Source organism: Streptomyces sp. NPDC030245, from assembly GCF_055572995.1.
Window position 1 is genome coordinate 408,735 of record NZ_JBVICF010000008.1, and the last position, 21,897, is coordinate 430,631.

Below are 21,897 nucleotides of genomic sequence, written 5' to 3' on the forward strand. Positions count from 1 at the left end.
CGTACAAAGTCCCGTACAAGGAGATCAAGGTTATGCCGAAGCAGACCGTCCTCGGCCGTGTCGCCCAGCTCGCCAAGGCGAACATCAACGCGCTCCTCGACCAGGCCGAGGACCCGCAGAAGATGATCGACCAGCTGATCCGCGACTACTCGAACAACATCCAGGAGGCCGAGGAGGCGGTCGCGACCACGATCGGCAATCTGCGGATGCTGGAGCAGGACCACAAGGCCGACCAGGACGCGGCCGTCGAGTGGGGCGGCAAGGCCCTCGCGGCGAGCAGGAAGGCGGACGAGCTGCGGGCGGCCGGGAACGCCGCGGAGGCCGACACGTTCGACCGGCTCGCCAAGGTGGCGCTCGGGCGGCAGCTGCGGTCCGAACGGGAGGCGAAGGACGCCGAGCCGACGATCGCCTCGCAGACCGAGGTCGTGGAGAAGCTGAAGTCCGGACTCGACCGGATGCGGTCGAAACTGTCCGAGCTGGAGTCGCGGCGCGATCAGCTGGTGGCCCGCGCCAAGACCGCGCAGGCGCAGAACCAGATGCTGGACGCGGCCCGGAACATCGACGTCCTGGACCCGACGAGCGAGTTGAGCCGCTTCGAGGACAAGGTGCGGCGCGAGGAGGCGCGGGCGCTCGGCAAGCAGGAGCTGGCCGCGTCCTCGCTGGACGCGCAGTTCGAGGAGCTGGACAGCCTGGGCGACGAGGCGGAGGTCACCGCCCGCCTCGCCGCCCTCAAAGCCACCACGTGAGCCCTTTTCGAAGGCCCCGCGTCAGAACAGGCTGAGCAGCGCCTCCGCCGCGTCCATCGGCTCCGCGTCCCCGTCGGGCAGATCGAGCTCGAACCACACCGTCTTGCCGCGCGGCGTCCTGCGCGAGCCCCAGGCGGCGCTGAGCAGCCCGACGAGCTGGAGTCCGCGCCCGCCCTCGTCGGTGTCGCGCGCCCGGCGCCTGCGCGGCTGGACGAAGCTGGCGTCCCACACCTCGCAGACCAGCGTGCGGTCGAGCAGGAGGCGCAGTCTGATGTCGCCGTCGCCGTACCGCAGGGCGTTGGTGACGAGCTCGCTGACCAGCAGTTCCGCCGTGTCGCAGAGCCGCTCCAGGTCCCAGTCGCGCAGCTGGTCGCAGGCCAGTTCACGGGCGCGGCCGACGGACTTGAGGTCGCGCGGCAGCGTCCAGTCGCCGACGTGCTCGGCGGGCAGCCCCTGCACACGGGCCATCAGGAGCGCGATGTCGTCCTCTCCGTGGTGCGTGTCTAGGGTGTTCAGGACGTGGTCGCAGACGTCCTCCAGGGCGGGCGGGGCGTCGTTGAGCGCGCGTACGAACGCGTTCAGGCCCTCGTCCAGGGCGTGGTCGCGGGATTCGACGAGGCCGTCCGTGTAGAGCGCGAGGAGGGCGCCCTCGGGGAGTTCGACCTCGACGTCCTCGAAGGGCTCGCCGCCGACGCCGAGCGGCAGGCCGGGGGGTACGTCGAGCATGAGCGCGGACTCGCCGGCCTCGACGAGGACGGGCGGCAGGTGGCCCGCGTTGGCGAAGGTGCAGCGGCGCGTGACGGCGTCGTAGACCGCGTAGACACAGGTGGCGAGGTAGACCTCGCTGAGCTCCGCGTCCGCCGCCTTGCGGGCCGCCCGGCCGGACTGCTGGGGCCCCGCGGGGTTGCCGAGGCCGCGCGCGATCTCGTCGAGGGCGGAGAGCACCTCGGCGGGTTCCATGTCGAGGAGCGCCAGGGTGCGCACGGCGGTGCGCAGCTCCCCCATGGCGACGGCGGCGCGCAGGCCGCGGCCCATGACGTCGCCGACGACCAGGGCGGTGCGGTGGCCGGGCAGCTCGATGACGTCGAACCAGTCGCCGCCGACCTCCGTCGCGGCGTTGCCCGGCAGATAGCGGCAGGCGATGTCGAGGCCGGACGCCTCGGGGTCGCCGGGCGGCAGCAAGGAGCGTTGCAGTATCAGCGCGCGCTCGTGCTCGCGGCGGTAGAGGCGGGCGTTGTCGATGCAGACGGCGGCGCGGGCGGCCAGTTCGACGGCGAGTGCCCGGTCGCGCTCGCCGAAGGGTTCACTGCCCTTCGTACGGGAGAACTGGGCGAGGCCGACCACGGTGTCGTGGGCGACCATCGGCACGGCGAGCGTCGACTGGACCAGGCCGCGGGTGAGGCGGCTCGCGGACTCGTCGTCGTCCCCGGTGACCAGCCGGGGGCGGGCGGTGCGCAGGGCGTCGGCGCAGGGCGACGTGAACCCGAAGCGGTGTACGGCGCCGACGTCCATGGGCCCGGCACCGGCCGGGAACGGGGCGTCGGCGACGGCGCTCGCGAAGGCCACCCGGCGCAGTTCCGCGCTCCCGTCGGCGAGCCCCGGCGGTGTCTCGTCGCCGTCCAGGAGGCCCTGGTACAGGTCGACGGAGGCGAGGTCGCAGAAGCCGGGCACGGCGACGTCGAGCAGTTCCCTGGCGGTGGTCTCCAGGTCGAGGGAGTTGCCGATGCGGGCCCCCGCCTCGTTCAGGAGCGCCAGATTGCGGCGCGCGTGGGCGGCCTCGCGGGCGGCGGCGTGCCGCCGGGTGACGTCGGTGCCGAGGCCGGCGACGCCGATGGGGCGGCCCGAGCCGCTGTGCACGCGGTAGAGGTTGATCGACCAGTGCCTGCGGTCGGTGCTGCCGGGCACGGGCCCCACGATCTGCATGTCCGTCACCGAGTCGCCGGTCTCCAGGACCCGCTTCATGGCGGCGGACATGCGGTCGGCCTCGTGGCGCGGCAGGTAGTCGTGGACGGTGCGGCCGCGGTGGTCCTCGACGCCGCCGCCGAAGACGTCGGCGAACCGGCGGTTGGCGCGCTGCACCTTCAGGTCCGTGCCGAAGAGCAGGAAGCCGAAGGGAGATTGGCCGAAAATGGCCTGCGAGGCGGCGAGGTCGGTCTCGATCCGGCGCAGCACCCGGACGTCGACGACGATGCAGACCGCGGCCCGCTCGCCCTCCTCGGTCTCGGTCGGCATCACGTAGACCTCGGCGATGCCCTCCGTGCCGGCTCCTCCGGCGTCCGTGCCGGATCCTTCGGCGTCCGCGTCGGGCACCCGGAAGGGGACGACGCCCGTCCACTCCCGTCCGTCGAGGATCTCCGCCATCTTGCGGTGACCGTCGGCGCGCAGCTCGTGCGGCACGAAGGCCTCGATGGGGTCCTTGCCGACGGCGTCCCGCGCGGCCACGCCGAACAGCCGCTCGGCGCGCGCGCTCCACTGGTCGACGAGGCCGTCCGCGCCGATCGAGAACGAGGCGACCTTGATGTAGTCGTAGATCGAGCCGGGTGGGTTGCTCTGCCACGTCTCAGCGGCGGCTCGGTCGCCCGGGGCCGTGTCGCCCGTCGCGTCCTCCGCGCCCTCGCGGGCCATCGCGTCGCCCGACGGACCGTCGCACTCCGTCGCCTTCGCTGGTATCTCGCTCACGCGAACCGTCCCCTCCAGCTCACCGCGTCCGGCACCGGTCACCGCATACGGCTGCCCGCAGTATCCAGCACTACGGTGCCGCGCCACACGGCGTTCACGATCACAGCACGGACTCGACGCTTTTTGGCCCGTGCCGCCCTTGTGCAGGACGTCTGTCGCACACTGCCAGTCTTCTAACCCGGCAACGCCAGCTCGAACCACACCGTCTTCCCCGTTCTGCCCGTACGACCCGGACGTGTGCCCCAGCGCCGGGACGAACGGGAGACCAGCTGGAGGCCGCGCCCGCCCTCGTCGTCGAGGGCCGCGATGCGCTCGAGAGGCGGGTCGGGGAGCGGGTCCGACACCTCGACCAGGAGGGTGGCCAGGGGATCGGCGGGGCGTACGAGACGTACGCCGATGGGGCCGGAGGCATGGCGCAGGGAGTTCGTCACCAGCTCACTCACGAGCAGCGCGGCGATGTCGCCGAGGGGCCCGAGCCCCCAGTCGGCGAGCTGGTCGCGGACGACGGTGCGTGCGGTGCGGACCGCGCCGGGGTCAGCGGGGAAGGCCCACTCGGCGCAGTCGCCTTGGGTGTCGATCACGCCGATCACTTCCAGACCAGTAGCTGAACCCGTCCGGTTTCATGGCATTAGTGGGCATATACCCGATATCGGGTCTCATTCACCGCACACCGGGGCGCACTGTGGCACGAACGGCTCGAACGGCGTAGGCGGGTCACCCGGGCGGGTCGTGGGCGGGTCAGGACGCGGCGCGCGCGTGCGCGAGCGTCGCCGTGACGGCGGGCACGTCCGCGGTCAGCCAGTCCACGGACCACACCTGCTCGGGGGCGAGCCAGCGCAGCTCGTCGTGGTCCTCCAGGGGCCGGGGCTCGCCGGAGACCAGCCGGGCGGTCCACACCCGCAGGACGTACCCCTTGGCGAGCGGCCACTGCCCCGGCACACGGCCGGTCGGCTCGGCCTCGACGCCCAGTTCCTCGCGGAGCTCGCGCACCAGCGCGTCCTCGCACCGCTCACCGGGCTCGACCTTGCCGCCGGGCAGCTCCCAGCCGCCCGCGAGTTCGGGAGGCGCGCTGCGCCGCGCGGCGAGCAAGCGTCCGTCGTCGTACAGGGCGGCGCCCACCACGATCCGTTCGTTCATGCCGCGGAGCCTAGCGGGGCACCCACTGCCGCCCGCCCTCCGCCGTTCACCTGCCACTCCCGCTACTGCTACCGCTACCGGCTACCGCCCGCTGCCGTTCGCACTCAGCTTCTCGACCGAGTAGAGCTGCTTGTGCCCGCGGTCGTCGAGGCGGTCCGCGATGCGCTGGGCCTCGGCCTTCGTCGCGTACCTGCCGACGCGGTAGCGGTTGCCGTTGTCGTCGTGCCGGATCACGAACCAGGGCAGCAGTGCCGTGCCGTCATTCATCGCGCCCCTCCGTCCGCCACCCCCGGCGCGCCCCACGCCTCGATCAGTAAGGAAACCGCACTCCGCATATGCCCGAGCCTACGCCCGACCTTTACTCAGCGGATACGCCTTTGCACAAAGAGGTACGCGGGTGGGTCTCTATCGGCCAACGCCCGGCAAACAGCAGGGGGCGCACCCTTTGGATGCGCCCCCATGAGCAAGGGACCGGACGGCCGAACGGGTCACTTCACGGGCATGCGGTACGCGATCTGGTAGCGGTCGGCGGGGACCACGATGTCGGCCGTCTCGACCGGGCGGCCCGACGCGTAGTACGTGCGGTGGACGACGAGGACCACGTGGCCGGGGACGCCGCCGAGCGCCGTGAGCTCCTCGGCCAGGCCGGGGCGGGCGCCGACCTCCTCCGCGACGTTGTCCACGATGACGTCGATGGCGGCCATCCGGTCCACCACGCCGCAGCCGCCGAGCGGGCCCTCCTCGGGGAGCATGACGGGGGTGCGCCCGGTGATGGCGAGGGGCTCCCAGGAGGTGGAGAGCATCATGGCCTCGCCGGCGTCCCGGAAGACGTACCTGGTGCACATCACGCGGTCGCCCGGGCGGATGGCGAGCCGCTCGGCGATGTCGGCGCCGGCCTCGGTCTGCTCGCTGCGGGACTCCCAGGTGCCGCGCACGCCGTCGGCGGCCTGCTCCTGACGGAAGGGGGTCGAACCGCCGTTCGCCGCGCGGTAGCCGGTGCGGGCGATCTTGCGGGGGACGGGGCGCTCGCGCACATAGGTGCCGGAGCCGGAGCGCCCCTCGACCAGGCCCTCGGCCATCAGGACCTTGCGCGCCTCCAGGGCGACCGTGTCCGAGACGCCGTACTCCTCGCGGATCCTGGCTTGCGAGGGGAGGCGTGTGCGCGGCGGCAGGGAGCCGTCGGCGATCTTCTTGCGGAGATCACCCGCGACCCGCAGATACGCCGGCTGCTCACCGAAAGTCACTGGCCACTCCCATCAGGTTGACAGACAGCAACAGCCTGGCAACCGTGGGTTGTTGCATGCAACCCAAGGCCAAGGAATCACTCGAAGTGATGATTTCTTGCGGCGCAGGTCTTTACGCAGGGCCTTTCCCCGGATATGGCGTACCACCGAGAGCCCCGCGGAAACGTTCGGCCGCCCCGAGCAGCGTCACACCGCCGCGTCCTCGCCGTGGTCCTCGTCGAGCCCGGACTCCGCGCCGTCCTCCGGAGTGGCGTCGCGGGGCGAAGTGGCCGCCAGGCCGAGGGACTTGCGCGCGGCGGCGGCGTTCTTCTCGCCGAGCCGCTGGAGGCCCGCCACGTAGTGGTCGTTGAAGCTGTCGGCGTCGGTGGCCCCGGCCGCCTTCGCCCACTCCTTGCGGGCCTCGCCGATCTCGGTGACGAGCGCGTCGACGTGGCTGCGCGTCCTGTCCGGCCAGTCGTGCGCGCGCAGCCGCCGCACCCGCTCGGCGAGGCCCTTGTCGACGCGGGCGGCCCACTTCTTGTGCCCTTCGAGGTCGTCCTCGACCCGCTCCGCCGCGGGCTCCGACAAGTACGCCTCGTCGAAGGGGCGGTCCGCCTTCACGTACGCGAGCTGGTGCGCGTCGAGCGTCGTCGCGTCGCGGCGCAGGGAGCCACGCAGCGGATGCTCGGGGTCCGCGGCGCCGAAGAGGCAGGTGACGTGGCGGTCGCCCTGCCGCCAGGTGGTCCGGTCGGGCACGAAGTAGTAGATGTCGGCGCCGTCGAAGTCGGACCAGCTGTCCAGGACGTAGGCCCACTGGAGGTCGGTGCACCGGGACTCGGCGAGGCGGGCGAGCGCGTCGTCCCCCGGGTAGCCCGCGCGGTCCAGGCGGAACGACGCGAAGACCTCGCCGTCGTGGCGCCCGGCGCACGGCACCTCGTCGACCTGGAAGGCGTACCGCATCGAGTCGAGCTTCCCGTCGGGCGCGTCGAAGCAGCCGCCCTTGTCGACCGGGAAGGCACCGGCGCTCTGCCGCGACTCGCGTGCCGCCTCCTTGAAGCCCTCGACGAACTCGCGGGCGCCGCCCGTGACCACGGCGAGGACGAGCAGCGACGTGCCGACCGCGGAGAGGATGCTTCCGGCGATCGCCATGCCCTTGCCGCGCTCGCCCTTCCTCTTGATCTGCGCGAGCGCGACGAGGCCGAGGACCAGGCCGACGGCGGGCAGGAAGCAGAGGAGGCCGCAGACCAGGGAGGCGATCGCGAAGCCGTTCACCGGGGGCCTGGAGTACGGGGAGTACGGTCCGGGCCATGGCTGGTACGGGGCGTGCCCGGGCGGCGGCCACGGGGGTCCGTGCTGCTGGCCCTGCTGCCACGGAGGCCCCTGCTGCCGGCCCGGAGGGGGTGCGTACGGGCCGGGCGGCGGCGGTATGTCCACGGGTAGCGTGCTCCTGGATTTCATGGGCGGGCGGCGGTGCGGAGAGCTTGGCGCATCGTAATCGGGGCGGGGAAGAATAGGTAATGCGACGGCAAACCTCGACAACTCGGGCAGCGGTGCGGGCCGTCAACGACCTGACCTCGCGGTGGGCGGCGACGGCGGCCGCCGACCGCGGCACCGTCTTCTCGGCGCCCGGCGTCTGGCCCCTCCTCGCGTTCCTGGCGGACGGCGCCACCGGCGCGGCCCGCACGGAGCTCGCGGACGCGGTGGGGCTCCCGGCCGACGAAGCGGCGGCGGCCGCACGGGGGTTGCTGGCCGCGATGGACCGCGTACGGGGCCTGGACACGGCCCTCGGCCTGTGGACCAGGCGCACCCTGACCCTGCGGCCGGAGTGGCGCGACGGGGTGCCGGTGGACACGCTGGGCGTGCTGACCGGCGCCCCGGAGAAGGACGGTGCGGCGCTCGACGCGTGGGCGGCGGACCGGACGGGCGGTCAGATCGAGCGGATGCCGGTCCGCCCGGACGAGGACAGCGAGTTCGTCCTGGCGAGCGCGCTGACCCTGCGGACCGAGTGGCTACGGCCCTTCACGGACTGCGGAATGACCCCTGAAGCGGGACCGTGGCGGGACCGCTTCCTGGCCGCCCTGCGCCGGTCGACGTCACTCCTGGACCGCGTGGGTGTCGCGCACACCCGCGCGGGCGCCGTGACCGAGCTGAAGGTGCTCGGCAACACCGGGGTCGACGTGCATCTGCTGCTGGGCGAGGCCGGCATGGAATTGGGGCAGGTCCTCGGCGCGGGCGTCGACGTCCTCGCGCGCAGGGTCGCGGTGGTGCCGGGGACTCAACTGCCGTACGGGGTTGTGGGACCGGGCCTGGAGGTGAGCAGGGTGCGCTCCATGTCTCCCCGTCCGCCGACGCTGCACGTCACCGCCGTGCCGTTCACGCTGACCGCACAGCACGACCTGATGAAGCGGCACGAGCTGTTCGGTCTGACCTCGGCGAGGGACGCGACGCGCGGCCACTTCCCCGGGATCGCGGCCGAGCCCGTCGCGCTGCGGGATGGCGCGCAGACGGCGACCGCGACGTTCAGCGCGCGGGGTTTCCGGGCGGCGGCCGTCACGGTGTTCGACGCGATCGGCGCGGGCATCCCCGAGGAGCGTTACGTCACCACCGACGTGGACGCCACCTTCGACCGCCCCTTCGGCTTCCTCGCCGTCCACCGCACCTCGCGCCTCGTCCTCGCGGCGGGCTGGGTCACGGACCCGGAGCCGCACCACGAGGACGAGGACCACTGACTCACGTACACACGTACTCACGTATACACGTACGTGCTCACAGACTCACGTTCTCCCGGTGTCAGAACTGCGGGCTTCAGAACTGCAGGCTCCAGGAGTCGATCTTCCCGGTGTCCTGGGCCGCGTTGTCGCTGACGCGCAGCTTCCACGTGCCGTTGGCCGTCTCCGAGGAGGCGTTCACCGTGTACGTGGTGTTGATGTTGTCCGAACTGCCGCCGGTGCCGTAGCCCTTGAGGGTGTAGGCGGTTCCGTCGGGGGCGATCAGCTGGACCTGGAGGTCGCCGATGTACGTGTGCTGGATGGTCACCGGCACGCTCAGGGCGGCGGGCGCGTTGCCCGGTACCTCGGTCACGGTCACCGGGGACTCGGCGGTGGCGTTGTCCCGGATCGGGTAGTCCGTGTCGTTCGTGAACTTCTTGCCCGGCGGGTTGGTCGAACCCCCGGTGACGTTCAGGAGACGGTTGGGCGAGCCCGTGCCCGGGCTGGTGACGACGCCCGTCGAGGAGGCGCTGACGAGGGCCGAGGAGACCTGCGCCGGGGTCGACGTGGGGTTCTGGCCCAGGTAGATCGCGGCCGCGCCCGCGACGTGCGGGGAGGCCATCGACGTACCGGAGATGGTGTTCGTCGCGCTGTCGCCGGAGTTCCACGTCGACGTGATCGAGGAGCCGGGGGCGAAGATGTCGAGGATGCTGCCGTAGTTCGAGTAGCTCGCCCTCGCGTCGGTGCTGGTCGTGGCGCCGACGGTGATGGCCTCCGCCACGCGCGCGGGCGACTTGGTCGACGCGTCGGTCGACTCGTTGCCCGCCGCCACGGCGTAGGTGATGCCGGACGCGATGGAGTTGCGTACCGCCGTGTCGAGCGCGCTGTCGGCGCCGCCGCCGAGCGACATGTTGGCGACGGCGGGCTTGACCGCGTTCTTGGTCACCCAGTCGATGCCCGCGACGACCTGCGCGGTCGTGCCGGAGCCCTGGTTGTTCAGGACGCGGACGCCGACGATCTTGGCCTTCTTGGCGACGCCGTGCAGGGTGCCCGCGACGGTGCCGGCGACGTGCGTGCCGTGGCCGTGGCCGTCCTGCGCGGTGTTGTCGTTGTCGATGGCGTCGTAGCCGTAGGAGGCGCGGCCGCCGAAGTCGGTGTGGCTGATGCGGACGCCGGTGTCGATGACGTACGCGGTGACGCCCTCGCCCGCGGAGTCCGGGTAGGTGTACTTCTGGTCCAGCGGCAGGGTCTTCTGGTCGATGCGGTCCAGGCCCCAGGACGGCGGGTTCGTCTGGGTCGCGGAGGCAGTGAACGTCCGGTTCTGGACGACCGCGTCGACGGCCGGGTCGGCCGCGAACTTCTTCGCCTCGGCCTCGGAGAGCTCGACCGCGTAGCCGTTGAGCGCCTTGTCGTAGGTCCGCTCGATCTTGGCGCCGTACTCCTTGGCGAGGGCCTTGCCCGCGGCGGAGCGGGCCTTGGGGCCGTCCTTGTCGAGGCTCACGATGTAGCTGTTCTTGATCGCGCCGGGTGCGCCGGCGTTCTCGATCTTGCCTTCCGCCCGGTCCGGCTGGGCGTTCGCCGGAAGGGCGGAGACGACGCCGAGGGCGAGGGCCGCGACCGCTGTCGCGCTGATCCCGGCCAGTCTTCGGCGGTTATGACGCATCACTGCCATCTGAGGGGTCCTCCTCAATAGGTGGTGCGCTGGTGGGGGATTGGTGCCGTGGTGCCCACACTCGCGGGGACATGCGGCAGGGGCATGTCAATACGACATGCCTGCTCTTGCCTCCGTCGGGACGAAAGATTGGCGGATCCATAGGAATCCCACAAGAGTCAGGACCGGACGTAACACGGGCCCTGGGCCCTGGCGTGACGGGTGAACCCCGTGTGACGGTACGCGGAGTGCCTGCCGCTCCCCGCCCCGCGCTGTCCCTCGGCGCTCTCCCTCGGCGCTCTCCCTCGGCACTCTCTTTGGGCGCTCTCCCTCGGCGAGGGCCGCACGCCCCTCGTGCCGCTCGCGGGGCCGGTTTCGGCCAAGCTGGACTTCCTGCTACCGACGCTCTGTGCACGGCGTGTGAACGCCAATAGCGTGTGCGCCCTTCGGTCCTGGGGGGTCCCGTGAACGGTCTCCGTGCGGTTGTTGTCTGCCTCGTGATCGCCTGCGCCACGCTCGTGTCCCCGGCCTCGGCCACGATGCCGACCGCGACACCGGCCGCGGCACCGAGCTGGTCCGCCCTGCCGGTGCCGCCGACGACGGCCCCGACGATGACCGTGAAGGACCTCGCGGCCCGCGGCCCCGCCGAGGCCTGGGCGAGCGGATACGAGCACGCCACCGACGGACTTCGGCCGATGCTGTACCGGTGGAACGGCACGGCGTGGAGCCGGGACACGACGTTCCCCGGCGCCGGCGGTCCCGGCTGGCTCGGCGAGGTGCAGTTCGTCGGCGAAGAGGTGTGGATCTTCCAGAACAACGCCGAGGGCACCGGGCAGATCCTGCGCCGCACGGCGGCCGGCTGGAGCACCGTCCCGCTGCCCCAAAAACTCTGGAACTACCAGGACTTCGCCGCCGTGCCCGGCTCCGCGTGGGTGGTCGGCGAGGACGACACCGGCCTGAAGGTGCTGCACTACGACGGCGCCCGCTGGACGACTCAATCCGTCCCGGACGGCGTGCACTTCGTGGCGGGCGTCGTCGCCCGGACCACCGACGACGCCTGGGCGTGGGCGGACACCAGCACCGGCACCACCGTCCTGCGCTGGGACGGCACGGCGTGGCGGGACGCGAAGGTGCCGCTCCCGGCCAACAGCAACGTGCACACCATCCTGCCCGAGCGGTCCGACCGGGCCACGATCAGCGGCACCCGCTACACCGACGGCACGCCGGCCACCTACCTCCTGTCCTGGAACGGCCGCACCTGGCGCACCAGCAGCCCACCGCTGGGCGACACCTACACCGAGGCCCTGGTGCGGGGCCCGGACGGCGCGCTGTGGCTGCCGGTGCGCAGCGACCGCGCGTTCCAGTCGAAGTACGCGCGACTGAACGGCTCCCGCACCACCTTCTCGTACGGCCCGGAACGCCCGAACGCGATCCTCGTCAAGCCGACCGCGCTGACGAGGGCCGGATCCTCGCTGCTGTCCTTCGGGACCGTCGAGATCTACGGCTCGAAACCGAATCCGATGAGTGAGCGGCTGGGAGGCTGACCATGGCACGCAGACTTCTCGTCGCGGTCCTCGCCCTCGCCCTGACCCTCGTGACCGCCATGGCCTCGGCCGCGGCGGAACCCGGTGCCTGGCGGCACGTCCCGGTGCCGGCCGAGGTGCGTCCGCAGGCCGGGCTGAACGAGGCGGTGGCGTTGGGCCCCGACCGGGCGTGGGCGGTGGGCACCGACGCCGTCGGCCGCGAGGCGCCGGGCTTCCCGCTGCTGCTGCGCTGGGACGGCACCGCGTGGCAGCACCAGAAGGTGCCGGGCGGCTGGCAGGGAGAGCTGCTGTCCGTCGCGGCGCCCTCACCGACCGAGGCCTGGGCGGTCGGCCGCGACACGGCGGGCGCCGCGCGCCTGCTCCGCTACGACGGCAAGACCTGGCGCGAGAGCCGGGCACCGCGCGACGTCACGCTGACCAAGGTCGTGGCGGGCGGCGGCGAGACCTGGCTGATCGGTTCGCGGCCCGGCGCACAGGTGCTGCTGCGCAGGGACGGTTCGGGCTGGCAGGAGATGCCGGTGCCGCCGGGCTCCGTGTACGGCCTGCACGTGAAGGCGGCGGACGACGTCTGGGCCGCGGGCGACACCCACGCGGGTGCGGCGGTGTCGCACTGGGACGGGCAGGCGTGGAAGCAGACGACCGTGTTCGGCTTCCCGCGGTCGGCCGTGGGCAGCGTGTACGCGGTCTCCGACACGGAGGTGTGGGCGGGCGGCACGGAGGGCTTCGTCGGCGGCCCGGTAGGCAGACCGATCCCGCCGCTCCTGCTCCGCTTCGACGGCCAGACGTGGAACCGGATGCCCCTCCCCACCGACTTCGGCTCGGTCACCTCCCTGACCCCCGCCCCCTCCGGCAAGCTGGCCTGGGTCGCAGTGGCCCGCTCCCAGAAACACGGCCCCCCGGGCAGCTGGCCCCCCTTCATCTCCGGCCCGGACTTCCTCGCCTGGAACGGCCAGTCGTTCACCGGCCACGAGGAACCGACGGTGCCCGGAGAGGGCGAATCCCAGCGCGTGCACCTGGCACCGGTGCCGGGCACGGAGACGGTGTGGTCGGTGGGGAGGGCCAACGGGCCCGGCGGCACGTTCGCTCCCCGCATCCTGCGGTTCGACTGAGGCCGAGGAGGGGGTGAGACCGCTGACCGGACACGAACCGGCACCCGCCAGTTCCTCCGACGGCCTGGAAACGTCCATGCGCCGGTTAAGGATCAGCAGCACGGTTTCCGCCCGCGACGGCCACAATCGCTAGGGTTGTCCCATGACCGCACTGCCCGACTAAATGCGCCCGCCGCGCGCGGAAGGCTGGTTCGCGGAGGACCTCGACCGCCTCCCCGAGGCGCCCCGCCACACCGAGCTGATCGACGGAGCCCTCGTTTTCGTGCTGTCGCCCCAGCGGTCCTGGCACGGTCGCCTCGTCACCGCACTGACGACCACACTCATGGCGCAGGCGCCGGCCGGCTTCGAGGTCGAGCGGGAGATGACGATCCGCCTCGATGCCCGCAACCGCCCCGAGCCGGACCTCCTGCTGACGGACCTGCCCTACCACCCCGACCGCACGTGGTACGCCCCGGGGGACGTGAAGCTCGTCGTGGAGGTCGTGTCCCCCGAGTCCGCCCACCGCGATCGCACGGTCAAGCTCCGCAAGTACGCGGAGGCCGGCATCCCGCACTACTGGTGCATCGAGGACGAGGACGGGGCGCCCGTCGTCCACGCCTACGAGCTCGACGAAGGGTGTGAGAGGACCATTCCACGCTGGAAGCAGGTGCGCGCACAAACTGCCCGCACCTAATTAAAGCCAACTCCCCCTAGGAAGCGGGCCGTTGTGCTACGCGACGCCAGCCCAGGCGCCGAACGCCGAACGCCAACAGCTCGGAGGGCGGATGAGCGTCCATGCGCAGCAGCGCACCGAGCGTTTCGCGTACGGATGGGTGGAATCGGGTGTGGTTCGGCGCGATCTTCCGTGCCCGCTTCAGATCGGCGAACGCGCCGCCGCGATCGCCTACCGCCAGGCGCGCGGAGGCTGCATCGATGTGGTGGTGGCTGGATCGCTCACCCACCGTAGAGGCTGGCGGCACCCAATCCGCTCCGAACTGGCCCATTGGGCGAGCCAGGCCAGGACCTGCTCGCTACCACCGGTGTCGATCAGTGTGTGCACCGAGTGAATCTTGGTGTTCGTCGGCCCGAAGCTCATCTCGTAGGCGAGGCTGTCGCGGTTGCCCGCCATGTGCGCGACCTGCTCGGCCTCCTGGAGGAACTCCTCAGCTCCATCAGGGTTGTTGTCCCGAGACTCCACCACGGCGAGCTTCAGCATCAACGCGCCATCGACCGCCAAGGCGTCGTCGGTGTACGAACGTTCTGGCTGGAAGCGCTGCAACTCTTCATGCAGCCCCTTGAGCTTGCGACGCGCCGACTCGGTCGCGCCCTGCAGCAACATCGACCCAGCCACCAGGTAGCCGGCCGTGACTTGCATGAGGGAGTCACCGCTTCGGTCGGCCGCCCACCGGACCCGCTCCAAAGCCGTGTTGCCGAGGTCGTGGTGCCCCATCTTGTGGGCCAGGCTGTTTACCGCGCGGTAGGCGCGGGCCAGGTGCCAAACGCCTTCTGCTGCTCGTCGTTGCGCGCACCGAGCGCCACGTGGGTCAGCCCGGTGATCACCAGAGGTAGCAACGACCCCATCGGCACGTCCCGGGCGTCACGCCGCAGAGCCGCTATCTGGTCCACCTCTGAAGCCAGGACCGGCAGAGCGCGTGGACGCGTCTCCAACTCGTCAGGGGTGTCGAAGCACAGCAGGATGCGCTGCAGCCCCGGGATAACGGAGTGCACCCCGTCCTCAGCCTCCGGGTCCCCGTAGTCCGGCTGCCCGGTCAGCACCTTTGGGCCGAAGTGCAGCGCCCGAGCCAACGCCAAGATCGGGCTCGGCGTCGCCTTGCGCGCGCCGGACTCCAGCTTCTGTATCAGACTGGGCGAGACCGCGACCCGCTGGGCAAGCTGCGCGGCGGACAGCCCCCGCGTCTTACGTGCCACCCGGAGCCGGTCCCCCCAGCATCAAGCTCTCACCCACGTCGATCTCCTCGCTGATCGGAGCATTGTGAAGCCAGAGTACGGACCGCGAGCCCTAACCCATAAGGGCTGACGCCAAGAGTTAACGGACCCTGCATCAGGTCGGACGCCCGCCACGCCGAACCCACTACTGCATCCGCTATCCCGGCCCGTCTCGACGCTCGACCCCGTCCCGCCCCTCCGATGACTTCACCTGGATACCTGGACACCTGGAACCTGGAGGGGGTACGGTCGTCTCCGCCGAGCCCGATCTGACTACCCGGCTCAACGGGAGGGACCGTGATCATGCACACAATCGAGGTTGACGACGAGGTGTACGCGCTTATCGCGAAGGAGGCACGACCGTTGGAGGACAACGCGAATAGCGTACTCCGCCGTAAATACGGCCTGGACTGCGAGACTTCCGCCCCCGCGGACACCAGCCATCGGAAGTCGACCCTCGCCCCCCTCGTGGATGCCGGCCAGTTGTCGACGGGGCAGCGGCTGGTGTGGCGGCGTCGCAACCTCGGCGAGGAGCACGTCGCGTTCGTAACCGAGGAAGGCAAGATGCGCCTGGAGGACGGCACCGTTCATGACAGCCCTTCCGGCGCTTGTAGGGCTGCCGCGGGCATTTCCGTCAATGGTTGGTCTGCCTGGTGTACCGCCGATGGGACGGCCCTGCACGTACTGAAGGCCAGGATCTGACAGGAACCGACCCCGGCTCGGCTGCCTCGCGGCAGACGATCGGCGCCTCTCACTGAAAATCACGACGGCCCGCCAGAATTGGCGGGCCGTCGTGGCGGTTCAGTCGTCCTATCCCCGGGCACCTGTGACCGTCAGAAGGATGTCCCAACTGTTTGCCTGGCTCAGGTGCTCCTCGGTGGCGAAGAGGTACTTCCACACTCCGAACTGTCCGAGGTCCGTGACTTCCTGCGCCCATGCCTCGGCCGCTACCTTCTTGGCCAGCACCTGTTCACTGGACGCCTCGGCGTCGGACTTGCCCTCGACGACCCAGTGCACGCCCTCCTTGTCGATGGCGATGAAGTCGGCGAAGTAACGAGACCCGCTGTCGAGCTGGATGAATGTCTCTCCGCGCGACGGGAGCCTCAGCCACCACTCGATCTTGGGACTCACGTCCATGAGGTTAGCGAGCTTGACCTCTGTCGACCGTGCGTCGAAGTACACGACGGGGAGGATCGAGCAGTCCCAGCCTGTGTACCCCATGCCCTTGATCACCCTGTCGGTGATCTGCATCTTCGGCATCGTCTGTCCGGGCCACGGTTGGGCAGGGGGCGGGAGACTCACCGTCACGAACTCGTGCTCGGTCTGGGCGAGCTTCTGCCTGAAGCTGGAGACCACGAGCCTCTCCAACTGGCTCAGGGCGAGCTTCGCCCTGGCCTCCTCCCACGGCGTACCGTCCTCGTCGCCCGCCTCGATCGCCGCGCCGAGGAACGCGCCCACGATGCGGTTGGCATGCTCGACCTCATCGTGCGTGAGCTTCAGCTGCGGCAGATTGAGAATCCGATCTTCCAGATCCTCCCTGATCTCCGAGATCGGCAGCTTCTGCTGCGTCGCGACTCCCGACTTCTGAACTTCGGTCTGGACCGACGAGACTTGGCCATCCAGTCCCCGCTCCGTCTTCAGAGCGACCTTCTTCAGCTCCACCTCTATTTCGTGGCTAAACTTCTTTCCCTCCGATGCCACGGCTTCGGAGCTGACGAAGGCCAAGCTGTATGTGTCCGGCTTCTCCAGTAGACGCCTGCTCGGGAACTTGATGACGGGAGCTCCGTCCGCAGGCTTCATGATCTGCGGGATCTGCTTCTTCTCCGCCCCAGCTTCGGCGAGTCGATGCTCCATGTCGGCCATGCCGAGGAAGACGGTGTCGGGTACCTCGCTGTCGAACCCGCCCTCTCTGACAGGAGCTTCGCCCGTGAAAACGATCATTCCCTGAGTCTCGGTCTCAGAGTGCGAAGACTTGGGGACCGCGCGACCAGCCCCAGCAGCCTGCCCGCCCTTGGCCCCCGGCGTAGCCCTTTTCAGGAGAGCGTTCTCCAGAAGGGAGTCCTTCGAGGCCAGCAACCGCCGGTACGACTCATGAGCGATGATGTCGACACTGTCGATCATCGAGAAGCCGACACGCTCCCCGTAAGGAAGACGCAGGCCGCGGCCGAGGATCTGTTCCGTGAGGGTCTCAGAGGCGAGTGTCCGAAGCGCCACGATGACGCTGATGTTCTTGACGTCCCACCCTTCCTTGAGCATGTTCACCGAGACCACGGCCCGAACCGGGGAGTCTGGGTTCTCGATGCCGGCGAGGGCTTCGAGCGCGTCCTCCTTGCTGCCTGACGTGATCTGCAAGACAGCTCCTGGCTCACCAATGAAGCCTGGGCCCGCCAGGGTGTCGGCAGCTTCCGTCGCCTCTTCGATGCTCTGGCAGACCACGAAGAGAACGGGGTTGACCATGGGGCGCCCGTTGTTCTCGGCCCACTCCCGGGTGGTCTCTTCCTTCACCTTGCGCAGGTGACAGGCGTCAGCAAGCTGAGTCCGAACGTCAGTGTGTCCGTCCTCGCGGTAGACGATGACCGGAACCTTGACGAGCTGATCGGCGATCGCCTCGGCAAGCGAGTACTCGAAGACGATCCTGCCGGGAACCTTGCGGTCCATCTCGTCAGGAGTGGCCGTCAGGCCCACAAGGGCTCGGGGTTCGAGGTCCCGGACCGCTTCGTGGAACTTCTTCGCGTCACTCCGGTACACGTGATGCTCGTCGGCGATGACGACCAAGTCATCGGCCGTGCGCAGGTGTTCATACAGGGCGGTCCCGATGAACTCATCGGTCATGTGCGCCGTGCGTGACGTCTTTGCTGTCGGCTTCGTAAGCAGCTGGACGTTGAAGATGAAGACCTTCAGCGCGTCCGGATCGTGCAGCGCGTCGCCAACGCGGCCACCCGCGTAGTTCTCCGGAGTGATGACAACGGGCTCGTAGTTGGCGCCCGGCACGAACTTCGGGCTACCAGGGTCGAAGTTGGCGACCGTCTTCCTCTGGATGGTCCGGCCCGGAGTGACGATCAGGATGTTGCGAACACCCTGGTCAGCGAGATAGTCGATCAGAGCCCGGCAGATGTACGTCTTGCCTACGCCAGTCGCCAGGTCGCACACGACCTCCCGCCCGTCCCCCGACTGGATCTCCTCGACGACCTTGGCCACGGCGCGACGGTTGGGGTCCCGCAATTCCATGCGGGTAGCCAGGTCCTCGATCGCCGCTTGGTCGTATGTGAGTGTCCAGCTCAACGCAGTACACGTCCCTTCATGTCCAACAGGTCCTGGGGAGCCTTCTTAATACGCGAGCCGGGGCTGAGGTTCTCCAGAAGGCTTGCCGCCTCGCGCAGGTAACTCTTGGCCACGATGAGAACTCTCTCGTTCTCGCTCAGCGCCTCAACGACCGACCGGACTGTGCTCTCGGAGACAAGCCCGTCGACCACTGCGAGACGCTGCCGCCCCTTCCGACCGACGAACGGCGGTTCGGCGCCCGGCTCCAACTCGAAGCCGGAGATCTGTGCACAGGCGGCTTCAGCGAAGGCGTCGCCGGCCACCCACGAGGCGAGAAGCACTCGGTTGCCCATGCGCTCGTACATGGACGGCGCGACTTCGAGATGCCGGAAGCCTCCGCCCTTCTCCCACCCGGACGACTCGGTGATGCCTCCGGAGTCCTCACCGTTGACAACCTTCTCAAGCCTGGGGCGAACGAAGCTCTCGACCGTCTCTGCTTCTCGCTCGACCGTTACCCACCTGCGCCCCAACTTGTGTGCAGTGGCAGCCGTGGTTCCTGAGCCACCGAAGCAGTCAAGGACGATGTCTCCAGGGTCACTCGCAATCGTCATGACCTGTCGCAGAAGACGCTCGGGCTTCGGGGTGGCGAAGACATCGCCTACGAGAGCGCGGACTTCCTCCTTGCCGTTTCGGACGAAGCCCACCTCTTCCGGATGCCAGACAGAGGACGGGACACGCCCTTGCTTCACCTCGGTGAGGTACCGCTTCAAATACGGCCGACTTTTTCCATCCGGACCCCAGTAGATCCGTCCCTCGCCGTCCAGGCGCTTCAGCTCTTCCTCGGAGACGCGCCAATAGCTTCCTGAAGGAGGGCCGGAGATCTTTCGACCGCTAGGGGTCACAACCGGATAGGTCCCCTTGGAGTAGTAGTTCCGGGCTGCAAGGTCACCGCGCCGCCACGGTCCACGAGGATCACTGTCGGGGTTGGTGTACGCGGAGTCCATGGACTCCGTGCGAGGGAGCTTGTTGAAGGTCAGCGCGTCGATGTTCTTGGCGAACACCAAGATCGAGTCGTGATCGCCCGAGAGGTACTGTGCAGTGTTACGGGGATCGTTCCGGCGCTTCCAAATGATCGTTGAGATGAAGTTCCGCCGACCGAACACCTCATCCATGAGCACCTTGCAGTAAGCCATCTCTGCGTCGTCGAGGTGCACCCAAACGCTTCCGGAGTCGGCCAGAAGATCGCGAATGAGCAACAGGCGGTCACGCATCATCGTGAGCCAGACGGAATGCTCCAGCCCATCGTCGTAGTGCTCGAAAGCCTGCCCCGTATTGAAGGGCGGATCGATGTATACGAGCTTCACCTTGCCGCGGTACTTGTCCGCGAACTCAGGAAGTCTCGTAAGTGCCCGCAGCGCATCCCCGCTATCCCCCGCGATCAGCAGATTGTCTTCGGCGCGCTTGAGGTCGTCGTGCACCTCACCTACCGTCGCGACATCACGAAGGAGGCGCGTCTCGGTCACGCGGATGTCGTCCCGGTCGACCCACTCGTAGCCGCCGTCCTGGGTGCTGATGAGCGACCTGTCCTTATTGATCCAGGACAGGCTGAGACGCCCCGAGGTACCCATGTCTTCCTCCAACTGTCGTGACATTGGGAAGCGTACCGGCGAGGACTGACAACGAGGGACGCTCGCCGTCCAACCGTCTTCACCGGTCGCTTGGTTGCTACGAATCCGCCGCATCCCCACGCTGCGCCCAACGCCCCGAAGAGTCAGCACCAAACCAGCACGGGAGGGATGCAGAGGGGTGATGAGCGGTGCTTCCAGGTCAGCACCAAGTCAGCACGGGCGTGAAAAGGGGGCCTGCCCCCGAAGAGCCAGGCCCCCTCTGACCTACACATTTGCCAGATCACTCACGTCGTGCCATGTCAGCCGCTACACGTTGAACCGGAACTCCACCACATCCCCGTCCTGCATCACATACTCCTTGCCCTCCATGCGCGCCTTGCCCGCCGCGCGGGCCTCCGCGACCGAGCCCGTTTCGACCAGGTCGTCGAAGGAGATGATCTCCGCCTTGATGAAGCCCTTCTGGAAGTCGGTGTGGATGACACCGGCCGCCTCGGGGGCCGTGGCGCCCTGGGGGATCGTCCAGGCGCGGGTCTCCTTGGGGCCTGCCGTGAGGTAGGTCTGGAGGCCGAGGGTGCGGAAGCCGACGTGGGCGAGGGTGGCGAGGCCGGGCTCTTCCTGGCCGACCGACTGGAGGAGTTCGAGGGCCTCCTCGTCGTCGAGCTCGGCGAGGTCCGCCTCCAGCTTGGCGTTGAGGAAGATCGCCTCGGCAGGGGCGACCAGCGCGCGCTGCTCCGCCTTGAAGGCGTCGTCCGTCAGCTCGTCCTCGTCCACGTTGAAGACGTAGAGGAACGGCTTCGTGGTGAGGAGGTGCAGGTCGTGGAGGAGCTCCGTGCGCTCCGAGCCCTGGACGATGCCCTGGGAGAAGAGCGTGTCGCCGCGCTCCAGGATCTCCTTGGCCTCCTCGACCGCCTTCACCTTCGGGGCGATGTCCTTCTTGATCCGCGACTCCTTCTGGAGGCGGGGAAGCACCTTCTCGATCGTCTGGAGGTCGGCGAGGATCAGCTCGGTGTTGATCGTCTCGATGTCGTCCTTGGGCGAGACCTTGCCGTCGACGTGCACGACGTTCTCGTCCTTGAAGGCGCGGATGACCTGGCAGATCGCGTCCGACTCGCGGATGTTCGCGAGGAACTTGTTGCCCAGGCCCTCGCCCTCGCTCGCGCCGCGCACGATGCCCGCGATGTCGACGAAGTCGACCGTGGCGGGGAGGATCTTCTGGGAGCTGAAGATTTCCGCCAGTTTCGTCAGGCGGGGGTCCGGGACGCCCACCACGCCGACGTTCGGCTCGATCGTGGCGAACGGGTAGTTGGCCGCAAGGACGTCGTTCTTGGTCAGGGCGTTGAACAGGGTCGACTTGCCGACATTGGGCAGACCGACGATTCCGATCGTGAGCGACACGTTGCGACTTCCCGTACGTGAGGGATGTGGATGGTGGGCGGCCCGGTGGGCCGGAGCGGCCCAGGGGCGATCCCCCAGTCTACGGCGTGCCGCCGCCGCTCCCGCCTGCCCGTCGTCTCCGCTTCGAACGCATGGCCAAGGTCGGCCCAAAGGCGTGTCCCGCGCCGGATTCGGCGGCGTACCCCGCCTAGGTTGGTCCAGTGGAGCAACACAGGACGCGTCCCCCTCAGCCCGCACCCAAGCCCGCGCGGTCCGTATCCGGGACCGCCTCACCGGCCCGGCCGCCGCGCCGGACCGCACCGCTGCCCCCGCAGGGCGGGCCCGTGCCGGGCGCGGCGTACCGGGCCGCGCCCGGCCCGCGCCGCCCCGTCCCGCCGTTCCTGCGCACCCTGCGCCGGTCACCGCTGTACCGCTCGCTGCGCCGCATGCCGAACCCCCGGCTGACCGGGCTCGGCAGCGGGCTCTTCTGCACGGCGGTGATGTTCCTGCTCGCCTGTCTGCTCCGCCTGATCGGGGGCGACTCGGTCGTCGCGTACGGCGTGCTGTTCGTGCCCGTGGCCGCGCTCACGGCCCTCTGGGTGCGCCCGGCCGACCTGGTCACCGCCCCGGTCAGCGTGCCGATCGCCTTCGCGGTCGGCGTGCTGCCCGTCTCCGGGGGCTCGGGCGGGATCGGCGGCCAGTTCATGGGGCTCGTGACGACGCTGGCCCTGCACGCCGGCTGGCTGTACGGCGGGACGCTCGTCGCCGGGCTCGTCGTCACCGTACGGAAGGTCAAGCTGATGACGCAGCGGCGGGCCGCACCTCCCGCGGGGCCGACGGGTCCCCCGGGAGGTGCGGCCCGCCAGAAGCACCTGCCCACCCCGTAGGAGCGCGCCCGTACAAGCGCGCTT

The 21,897-nt window shown here is 69.5% G+C and carries 18 protein-coding genes and 1 pseudogene; 7 read left to right on the forward strand and 12 right to left on the reverse strand.

What is annotated here, in order from left to right; genetic code table 11:
* The first annotated feature begins 32 nt into the window (after positions 1 to 32).
* Complete coding sequence (locus tag ACZ4Z4_RS23435) at positions 33 to 746, forward strand: PspA/IM30 family protein (RefSeq protein WP_468330360.1); 714 nt, start codon at positions 33 to 35, stop codon at positions 744 to 746.
* A gap of 21 nt (positions 747 to 767) precedes the next feature.
* On the opposite strand, the gene ACZ4Z4_RS23440 is transcribed toward ACZ4Z4_RS23435, so the two are convergent.
* From ACZ4Z4_RS23440 to ACZ4Z4_RS23465, 6 genes are all read right to left on the reverse strand, one after another.
* Positions 768 to 3,425 carry a SpoIIE family protein phosphatase gene (locus tag ACZ4Z4_RS23440; RefSeq protein ID WP_468330363.1) on the reverse strand — a complete coding sequence of 886 codons (2,658 nt, stop codon included), beginning with the start codon at positions 3,423 to 3,425 and terminating at the stop codon, positions 768 to 770.
* A 173-nt stretch (positions 3,426 to 3,598) separates the two neighbouring features.
* The gene (locus ACZ4Z4_RS23445; protein WP_468330366.1) at positions 3,599 to 4,015 is read right to left on the reverse strand and encodes an ATP-binding protein; all 417 of its coding nucleotides are present in this window, start codon (positions 4,013 to 4,015) and stop codon (positions 3,599 to 3,601) included.
* A 148-nt stretch (positions 4,016 to 4,163) separates the two neighbouring features.
* The gene (locus ACZ4Z4_RS23450; RefSeq protein WP_468330369.1) at positions 4,164 to 4,562 is read right to left on the reverse strand and encodes a (deoxy)nucleoside triphosphate pyrophosphohydrolase; all 399 of its coding nucleotides are present in this window, start codon (positions 4,560 to 4,562) and stop codon (positions 4,164 to 4,166) included.
* Between the two features lie 81 nt (positions 4,563 to 4,643).
* Positions 4,644 to 4,829: an SPOR domain-containing protein gene (locus tag ACZ4Z4_RS23455; RefSeq protein ID WP_468330372.1), complete on the reverse strand. Its 186-nt coding sequence runs from the start codon at positions 4,827 to 4,829 to the stop codon at positions 4,644 to 4,646.
* Between the two features lie 221 nt (positions 4,830 to 5,050).
* Entirely contained in the window at positions 5,051 to 5,806 is a 756-nt protein-coding gene (locus tag ACZ4Z4_RS23460) for a GntR family transcriptional regulator (RefSeq protein ID WP_468330375.1), read from the reverse strand.
* Between the two features lie 186 nt (positions 5,807 to 5,992).
* The gene (locus ACZ4Z4_RS23465) at positions 5,993 to 7,219 is read right to left on the reverse strand and encodes a DUF4190 domain-containing protein (RefSeq protein WP_468330378.1); all 1,227 of its coding nucleotides are present in this window, start codon (positions 7,217 to 7,219) and stop codon (positions 5,993 to 5,995) included.
* A gap of 83 nt (positions 7,220 to 7,302) precedes the next feature.
* Here ACZ4Z4_RS23465 and ACZ4Z4_RS23470 point away from each other — a divergent pair, with 83 nt between their 5' ends.
* On the forward strand, positions 7,303 to 8,514 hold the full coding sequence (locus ACZ4Z4_RS23470; protein ID WP_468330381.1) for a serpin family protein: 1,212 nt from the start codon (positions 7,303 to 7,305) through the stop codon (positions 8,512 to 8,514).
* 76 nt (positions 8,515 to 8,590) lie between these two features.
* Here the strand turns inward: ACZ4Z4_RS23470 and ACZ4Z4_RS23475 are convergent, their stop codons facing one another.
* Positions 8,591 to 10,165: a S8 family peptidase gene (locus ACZ4Z4_RS23475; RefSeq protein ID WP_468330384.1), complete on the reverse strand. Its 1,575-nt coding sequence runs from the start codon at positions 10,163 to 10,165 to the stop codon at positions 8,591 to 8,593.
* Between the two features lie 443 nt (positions 10,166 to 10,608).
* Here ACZ4Z4_RS23475 and ACZ4Z4_RS23480 point away from each other — a divergent pair, with 443 nt between their 5' ends.
* The 3 genes and pseudogenes from ACZ4Z4_RS23480 to ACZ4Z4_RS23490 form a co-directional block, all read left to right on the forward strand.
* Positions 10,609 to 11,688, forward strand: a complete 1,080-nt coding sequence (locus tag ACZ4Z4_RS23480) for a hypothetical protein (protein WP_468330387.1) — start codon at positions 10,609 to 10,611, stop codon at positions 11,686 to 11,688.
* A 2-nt stretch (positions 11,689 to 11,690) separates the two neighbouring features.
* The gene (locus ACZ4Z4_RS23485) at positions 11,691 to 12,797 is read left to right on the forward strand and encodes a beta propeller repeat protein (protein ID WP_468330390.1); all 1,107 of its coding nucleotides are present in this window, start codon (positions 11,691 to 11,693) and stop codon (positions 12,795 to 12,797) included.
* 163 nt (positions 12,798 to 12,960) lie between these two features.
* Positions 12,961 to 13,410: pseudogene (locus ACZ4Z4_RS23490) on the forward strand (Uma2 family endonuclease); the annotation flags it as partial.
* Between the two features lie 270 nt (positions 13,411 to 13,680).
* Here ACZ4Z4_RS23490 and ACZ4Z4_RS23495 read toward each other — a convergent pair.
* Together ACZ4Z4_RS23495 and ACZ4Z4_RS23500 are read right to left on the reverse strand one after the other, a co-directional pair.
* Positions 13,681 to 14,226 (reverse strand): hypothetical protein, encoded by a 546-nt coding sequence (locus ACZ4Z4_RS23495; protein WP_468330393.1) that lies wholly within the window; start codon positions 14,224 to 14,226, stop codon positions 13,681 to 13,683.
* Positions 14,227 to 14,243: 17 nt separating this feature from the next.
* Positions 14,244 to 14,705 carry a helix-turn-helix domain-containing protein gene (locus ACZ4Z4_RS23500; RefSeq protein ID WP_468330396.1) on the reverse strand — a complete coding sequence of 154 codons (462 nt, stop codon included), beginning with the start codon at positions 14,703 to 14,705 and terminating at the stop codon, positions 14,244 to 14,246.
* A gap of 321 nt (positions 14,706 to 15,026) precedes the next feature.
* Here ACZ4Z4_RS23500 and ACZ4Z4_RS23505 point away from each other — a divergent pair, with 321 nt between their 5' ends.
* Entirely contained in the window at positions 15,027 to 15,425 is a 399-nt protein-coding gene (locus ACZ4Z4_RS23505) for a restriction system modified-DNA reader domain-containing protein (RefSeq protein WP_468330485.1), read from the forward strand.
* A 108-nt stretch (positions 15,426 to 15,533) separates the two neighbouring features.
* On the opposite strand, the gene ACZ4Z4_RS23510 is transcribed toward ACZ4Z4_RS23505, so the two are convergent.
* The 3 genes from ACZ4Z4_RS23510 to ychF all read right to left on the reverse strand — a co-directional run bounded on the left by ACZ4Z4_RS23510 (position 15,534) and on the right by ychF (position 21,007).
* The gene (locus ACZ4Z4_RS23510) at positions 15,534 to 17,951 is read right to left on the reverse strand and encodes a DEAD/DEAH box helicase (protein WP_468330488.1); all 2,418 of its coding nucleotides are present in this window, start codon (positions 17,949 to 17,951) and stop codon (positions 15,534 to 15,536) included.
* A 50-nt stretch (positions 17,952 to 18,001) separates the two neighbouring features.
* A complete protein-coding gene (locus ACZ4Z4_RS23515; RefSeq protein WP_468330399.1) occupies positions 18,002 to 19,612 on the reverse strand; it encodes a site-specific DNA-methyltransferase in 1,611 nt (536 codons plus the stop codon).
* Between the two features lie 306 nt (positions 19,613 to 19,918).
* Positions 19,919 to 21,007, reverse strand: coding sequence for a redox-regulated ATPase YchF (gene ychF / locus ACZ4Z4_RS23520; protein WP_468330402.1), 1,089 nt, complete (start codon positions 21,005 to 21,007; stop codon positions 19,919 to 19,921).
* 200 nt (positions 21,008 to 21,207) lie between these two features.
* On the opposite strand from ychF, the gene ACZ4Z4_RS23525 reads away from it, so the two are divergent.
* A complete protein-coding gene (locus ACZ4Z4_RS23525) occupies positions 21,208 to 21,873 on the forward strand; it encodes a DUF6542 domain-containing protein (RefSeq protein ID WP_468330405.1) in 666 nt (221 codons plus the stop codon).
* Positions 21,874 to 21,897: the final 24 nt, after the last annotated feature.